Source organism: Halomonas colorata (assembly GCF_014897985.1).
In the GTDB taxonomy this organism is placed as follows: domain Bacteria; phylum Pseudomonadota; class Gammaproteobacteria; order Pseudomonadales; family Halomonadaceae; genus Vreelandella; species Vreelandella colorata.
Genome location: NZ_JABUZA010000099.1, coordinates 1 through 1467, shown reverse-complemented (window position 1 = coordinate 1467; position 1467 = coordinate 1). Strand labels below are relative to the sequence as shown.

Genomic DNA, 1467 nt, shown 5'->3' with positions numbered 1-1467 from the left:
CGCTGACGAGCGGCGGACGGGTGAGTAATGCATAGGAATCTGCCCGATAGTGGGGGATAACCTGGGGAAACCCAGGCTAATACCGCATACGTCCTACGGGAGAAAGGGGGCTTCGGCTCGCGCTATCGGATGAGCCTATGTCGGATTAGCTAGTTGGTGGGGTAATGGCCCACCAAGGCGACGATCCGTAGCTGGTCTGAGAGGATGATCAGCCACATCGGGACTGAGACACGGCCCGAACTCCTACGGGAGGCAGCAGTGGGGAATATTGGACAATGGGGGCAACCCTGATCCAGCCATGCCGCGTGTGTGAAGAAGGCCTTCGGGTTGTAAAGCACTTTCAGCGAGGAAGAACGCCAGGGAGTTAATACCTCCCTGGAAAGACATCACTCGCAGAAGAAGCACCGGCTAACTCCGTGCCAGCAGCCGCGGTAATACGGAGGGTGCAAGCGTTAATCGGAATTACTGGGCGTAAAGCGCGCGTAGGTGGCTTGATAAGCCGGTTGTGAAAGCCCCGGGCTCAACCTGGGAACGGCATCCGGAACTGTCAAGCTAGAGTACAGGAGAGGAAGGTAGAATTCCCGGTGTAGCGGTGAAATGCGTAGAGATCGGGAGGAATACCAGTGGCGAAGGCGGCCTTCTGGACTGATACTGACACTGAGGTGCGAAAGCGTGGGTAGCAAACAGGATTAGATACCCTGGTAGTCCACGCCGTAAACGATGTCGACCAGCCGTTGGGTGCCTAGCGCACTTTGTGGCGAAGTTAACGCGATAAGTCGACCGCCTGGGGAGTACGGCCGCAAGGTTAAAACTCAAATGAATTGACGGGGGCCCGCACAAGCGGTGGAGCATGTGGTTTAATTCGATGCAACGCGAAGAACCTTACCTACCCTTGACATCTACAGAACCCGGAAGAGATTCCGGGGTGCCTTCGGGAACTGTAAGACAGGTGCTGCATGGCTGTCGTCAGCTCGTGTTGTGAAATGTTGGGTTAAGTCCCGTAACGAGCGCAACCCTTGTCCTTATTTGCCAGCACGTAATGGTGGGAACTCTAAGGAGACTGCCGGTGACAAACCGGAGGAAGGTGGGGACGACGTCAAGTCATCATGGCCCTTACGGGTAGGGCTACACACGTGCTACAATGGCCGGTACAAAGGGTTGCGAACTTGCGAAAGTAAGCCAATCCCAGAAAGCCGGTCTCAGTCCGGATCGGAGTCTGCAACTCGACTCCGTGAAGTCGGAATCGCTAGTAATCGTGAATCAGAATGTCACGGTGAATACGTTCCCGGGCCTTGTACACACCGCCCGTCACACCATGGGAGTGGACTGCACCAGAAGTGGTTAGCTTAACCTTCGGGAAAGCGATCACCACGGTGTGGTTCATGACTGGGGTGAAGTCGTAACAAGGTAGCCGTAGGGGAACCTGCGGCTGGATCACCTCCTTAAACGATGCGTCATCCCTCGCGG

General features: G+C 55.8%; 1 rRNA gene. It reads left to right on the top strand.

The annotated features are described in order from the left end of the window. Window positions 1-1445: ribosomal RNA gene (locus tag INT33_RS20935) — 16S ribosomal RNA — on the top strand; the annotation flags it as partial. Window positions 1446-1467: the final 22 nt, after the last annotated feature.